The sequence below is a fragment of the Mesorhizobium sp. genome (genome assembly GCF_005063415.1).
Classification (GTDB): domain Bacteria; phylum Pseudomonadota; class Alphaproteobacteria; order Rhizobiales; family Rhizobiaceae; genus Mesorhizobium.
The window spans coordinates 1-4312 of sequence record NZ_SUEG01000177.1 but is presented as its reverse complement, the minus strand read 5'-3'; the positions used below and the strand labels follow the sequence as shown (position 1 = coordinate 4312).

Here is a 4312-nt window from a genome sequence, read left to right as displayed (position 1 = left end):
GCCGCCGATCATGGCCGGGCTGATCGGCGAGGTCGGCGTCAGCAAGGATTTCACCACCGAGGAGCGCAAGTCGCTGCGAGCTTCGGCGCGCGCCTCGCGCATCACCGGCGTGCCGCTGTCGATCCATCTGCCGGGCTGGGAGCGGCTGGCGCACGAAGTGCTCGATATCGTCGAGGCCGAGGGCGCCGATCTTCGTCATACGGTGCTCTGCCACATGAACCCGAGCCACGACGATCCCGATTACCAGAAAAGCCTCGCCCGGCGCGGCGCGTTCCTCGAATACGACATGATCGGCATGGACTATTATTATGCCGACCAGGACGCGCAATCGCCCTCCGACGAGGAGAATGCACGCGCCATCGCCGCCCTTGTCGAGGCGGGCTTCGGCGACCGCCTGCTGTTGTCGCAGGATGTGTTCCTCAAGATCATGCTCACGCGCTTCGGCGGCTTCGGCTATGGTTATATCCTGAAGCATTTCATACCGCGCCTGAGACGCCACGGCGTCGAGCAGGCGGCCATCGACTGCATGCTGATCGCCAATCCGAAGAGCGTGTTCGCGCGGCTCTAAGCGGCCTGGAGTTACACGGGAGTTCAAATGTCCAAGAAGAAGATCCTGCTTGCCGGCGAATCCTGGGTGTCGACCGCGACCCATATCAAAGGTTTCGACCAGTTTCCGACCGTCACCTACCACACCGGCGCGGACGAGTTGCTGGGCGCGCTGAGGGCGACCGACTTCGACGTCACCTTCATGCCGGCGCATGAGGCGCAGCGCGGCTTTCCTCAGACCATGGAGGCGCTGTCGGCATATGACGCGGTCGTGCTCTCCGACATCGGCGCCAACACGCTGCTGCTGCATCCCGACACCTGGGTCCACTCGAAGCCGACGCCGAACCGCCTGCGCCTGCTGCGCGATTACGTCAGCGGCGGCGGTGGTCTATTGATGTTCGGCGGCTACTACAGCTTCCAGGGCATCAATGGGGGCGCGCGCTACCGCAAGACCCCGGTCGAGGACGTGCTGCCGGTGAATTGCCTGGCCTACGACGACCGCGTCGAGGTTCCCGAAGGTTTTGCGCCCGTGCCGAAACCAGGGTCGAGCCATCCCATCCTCAGGGGTCTCGGCTCGGACTGGCCGATCCTGCTCGGCTTCAACGAGGTGACGCTGAAGGACGGGGCCGAGGTCCTGGCCAGTGTGTCGTCGGATTATGGCTCGCTGCCGCTGCTTGTCACCGGCCATTACGGCAAGGGCCGCACCGTGGCCTGGACATCCGATGTCGGGCCGCATTGGCTGCCGCCGCAATTCATCGCCTGGCCAGGCTACAAGACCCTGTTCGAACAGATGCTGGGCTGGGCGACCGGTGAGAGCTGAGCCATGCATGTCCACGTCGTCGGCAATGCCTGCGTCGATACCGTGTTTCGCGTCGGCCGCTTCCCTGCCGCGGGCGAGACTTTGAATGCCGTGAGCTATGCCGACGGGCTCGGCGGCAAGGGCGCCAACCAGGCAGTCGCAGCAGCACGGACTGGTGCAGAGGTGACGTTCTGGACGGCGCTCGGCAAGGACCCCGCTGGCGCATGGATCAGGAGCCGGCTCGACAGCGATCTGTCCGACCTCGAGGTGAGCGAATTCGAGCTGCCGAGCGACCGCTCGACCATCGTCGTCGATAAAGGCGGAGAGAATTTCATTGTCAGCGGCGTCGCCTGCAGCGAAGCCTTCGACCCGGTTGCGCAGACAGCACTTGTCCGCTGGATCGCGCCCGGCGACATCCTCGTCTGCCAGGGCAATCTGCGGGCTGCCGTGACCAATGCCTGCCTCGGGGCAGCAAGGGAAAACCGTGCGCGCACCGTTCTCAACGCCAGCCCGATCGACACGGCCTCGCTGCCCGATCTCGGCCTGGCGGAGGTTTTGGTGGTCAACCAATCCGAGGCGAAAACCCTGACCGGCCGGGATGATATGACAGCAGCCGCCGGCGCGCTGCTAGCTAAAGGCGCAGGCACCGTTGTCATCACGCTCGGTGCCGCAGGCTGTCTCGTGCTTGGCCCGGGCCATGAAAAGCCGCTTCGTTTGCCGGCGCCGCAGGTCGAGGCGCTCGACACCAGCGGCGCCGGCGATGTGTTCTGCGGCTGCCTCGCCGGCGGGCTTGCGCGGGGCATGCCGGTCACCTCGGCGCTGGAGCTTGCGCTCGCGGCCGCCGCAATTGCCGTGACACGGCCGGGCACGCTGGCATCCTGTCCTTCCGCCTCCGAGATGGCGGTGCTCATCGATCAAATGGAGCTCTCATGACCCAGATCGGCCAATCCGGGGGCGACGCACTCTTGGACCTTTTCGGCCGCACCAAGGTAGTGATCGGCGTCGTTCATCTGGCGCCGCTGCCCGGCGCGCCGCGCTATGACGGCGAGGCCGTGGAAGTGATCTACCAGCGCGGGCTCGACGACGCCAAGGCCTATCTCGACGGCGGCTGCGACGGCGTCATCGTCGAGAACCATGGCGACATCCCCTTCGCCAAGCCTGATGATATCGGCCCGGAGACGGCGGCCTATATGGCGGTCGTCTCCGACCGCATCCGCCGCGAACTCGGCAGGCCGATCGGCATCAATGTGTTGGCCAATGCCGCGATCCCGGCCTTGGCTATCGCCAGCGCTGCCGGCGCCGGTTTCGTCCGCGTCAATCAATGGGCGAACGCCTATGTCGCCAATGAGGGTTTTGTCGAAGGCGAGTCGGGCCGCGCGGCGCGCTACCGCGCCAGGCTGCGCGCCAACGGCATCCGCATTTTCGCCGATGCCCATGTCAAGCACGGCGCACACGCCATCGTCGCCGACCGTCCGGTGGAGGAACTGGTCAAGGACCTGGTCTTCTTCGACGCCGACGCCATCATCGCCACCGGCCAGCGCACCGGCCACGCCGCGGATTTGGGCTACATAAGCATAATCAAGCAGGCCGCCGGCCTGCCGACGCTGGTCGGCAGCGGTGTCACGGCGGACAACGCCAAGGATATCCTCGCCATTGTCGACGGGGTCATCATCGCCAGCGCGCTGAAGCACGACGGCGTCTGGTGGAACCAAGTCGACTCTGCTCGAGTAAAGGCGTTCATGGGTGGTCTAAAGCGATAGCTGACTTCAACCGCCTACCCCACCGAGGGCTCGGGCCACCTCCATCAGAGACGGCGGACAGGCCCAGGATACTGCGCGACCAGATCGTCGACGGTCAGCAATGTAATGCCTTCCACAATCGATTGAGCAATCAGGATCCGATCGAAGGGGTCCTTGTGGATGGGTGGAAGCCCCTCCACCGCAATGGTATGCTCGCCGGTGATTGGCAGCTCATGATAGCCATTGTCTATCAGGCCCCGACGTAAAAGACGCGCATCGACCCTAAAGTCAGGGCGGGCCAAACTGCATTTGATGGCAATCTCCCAGAGACTTGCGGCGCTGAAGGTCAGGTGGTTGTCGACATTCTCGATCTCAGCAAGGGCGGCGGGCGGGAGCTTTCCGGGCTCGCCCGCCGCCCAGAGCAGAAGATGGGTATCGAGCAGTAGTTTCATGCGTCGCCGCCAAACAGCTTCTCGATTTCCTCATCGGCCATGCGATCAAAATCGTCCGGAACTGAAAACTGCCCGGCCATAAATCCCAAGCGACGCATTTCGCCGGCCTCAGGTGCGTCTATGGCAACGACCTTGACCATCGGCTTGCCGGATTTGGCGATAATGAAAGATTCGCCTTTGGCCGCCCTGTCGACAAGACGAGACAGATGCGTCTTGGCCTCGTGGATATTAACGGTGCGCATTGCGGCCTCGTGACTTAGTCTATAAAACTTAGTCTAATTGGCCCGATCTTCAAGTGTGTATCTCTCGGCGAATAGGATGGTGCTCCAATCGCCCATGTCCTCGAGCAAAAGCCGTGGCAGATCTTCGCGCAGCCCGCCTGGGCGGAGGCCAATGCTTGTGTGAACCGCTCGCGCGCTCGTGAGCACCACCAGCTTCTTCTGCTCCACAGGGCGGCATCAGCGCCCGGATATCGAAGCCTGGGGCCGTGATGATGGGCAGATGGGACAGAATAAGGGAGATCTCAATGGTGAGAACCCGTATCAGCTCAGCGCGCTTGGGCACCTCGGCGCAATCGAGGCGATTGAAATGGGCAATGCCTGCAAACTAGGGCCTCGAGGCCTACGCTCTCGGCGCCCGTATCGGCATCACCGCCGTCCTCCACACATGGGGCTCTGCGATGACCCACCATCCGCACGTGCACATGATCGTGCCGGGCGATGTCGCCCGGCTCGATCGATGATAGTCGAGCGGCTACTAGGCCGGCAACGCGCCGG

Annotated in this window: 5 protein-coding genes and 2 pseudogenes; 5 read left to right on the top strand and 2 right to left on the bottom strand. The window is 63.7% G+C overall.

Annotation, left to right across the window (positions count from 1 at the left end):
* The 4 genes and pseudogenes from E5W70_RS28275 to E5W70_RS28260 form a co-directional block, all read left to right on the top strand.
* A pseudogene (locus E5W70_RS28275) lies at nt 1-568 on the top strand (phosphotriesterase-related protein); the annotation flags it as partial.
* A 27-nt stretch (nt 569-595) separates the two neighbouring features.
* Nucleotides 596-1366: a glutamine amidotransferase gene (locus E5W70_RS28270; RefSeq protein ID WP_292664611.1), complete on the top strand. Its 771-nt coding sequence runs from the start codon at nt 596-598 to the stop codon at nt 1364-1366.
* 3 nt (nt 1367-1369) lie between these two features.
* Complete coding sequence (locus E5W70_RS28265) at nt 1370-2278, top strand: ribokinase (protein WP_292664610.1); 909 nt, start codon at nt 1370-1372, stop codon at nt 2276-2278.
* Nucleotides 2275-3105, top strand: coding sequence for a BtpA/SgcQ family protein (locus E5W70_RS28260; RefSeq protein ID WP_292664609.1), 831 nt, complete (start codon nt 2275-2277; stop codon nt 3103-3105). Before E5W70_RS28265 ends, E5W70_RS28260 begins: the two co-directional genes overlap by 4 nt.
* 44 nt (nt 3106-3149) lie before the next feature.
* On the opposite strand, the gene E5W70_RS28255 is transcribed toward E5W70_RS28260, so the two are convergent.
* Complete coding sequence (locus E5W70_RS28255) at nt 3150-3536, bottom strand: type II toxin-antitoxin system VapC family toxin (RefSeq protein WP_292664608.1); 387 nt, start codon at nt 3534-3536, stop codon at nt 3150-3152.
* Nucleotides 3533-3778 carry a type II toxin-antitoxin system prevent-host-death family antitoxin gene (locus tag E5W70_RS28250; protein ID WP_292664607.1) on the bottom strand — a complete coding sequence of 82 codons (246 nt, stop codon included), beginning with the start codon at nt 3776-3778 and terminating at the stop codon, nt 3533-3535. Before E5W70_RS28250 ends, E5W70_RS28255 begins: the two co-directional genes overlap by 4 nt.
* A gap of 386 nt (nt 3779-4164) precedes the next feature.
* Between E5W70_RS28250 and E5W70_RS28245 the strand changes: the two are divergent.
* A pseudogene (locus E5W70_RS28245) lies at nt 4165-4254 on the top strand (transposase); the annotation flags it as partial.
* Between the last annotated feature and the right edge of the window lie 58 nt (nt 4255-4312).

Excerpts from the sequence above, each read along its gene's own strand:
- E5W70_RS28265 (WP_292664610.1), top strand. The coding sequence starts at position 1,370 with ATGCATGTCCACGTCGTCGGCAATGCCTGCGTCGATACCGTGTTTCGC.
- E5W70_RS28255 (WP_292664608.1), bottom strand. The coding sequence starts at position 3,536 with ATGAAACTACTGCTCGATACCCATCTTCTGCTCTGGGCGGCGGGCGAG.
- E5W70_RS28260 (WP_292664609.1), top strand. The coding sequence starts at position 2,275 with ATGACCCAGATCGGCCAATCCGGGGGCGACGCACTCTTGGACCTTTTC.
- E5W70_RS28250 (WP_292664607.1), bottom strand. The coding sequence starts at position 3,778 with ATGCGCACCGTTAATATCCACGAGGCCAAGACGCATCTGTCTCGTCTT.
- E5W70_RS28270 (WP_292664611.1), top strand. The coding sequence starts at position 596 with ATGTCCAAGAAGAAGATCCTGCTTGCCGGCGAATCCTGGGTGTCGACC.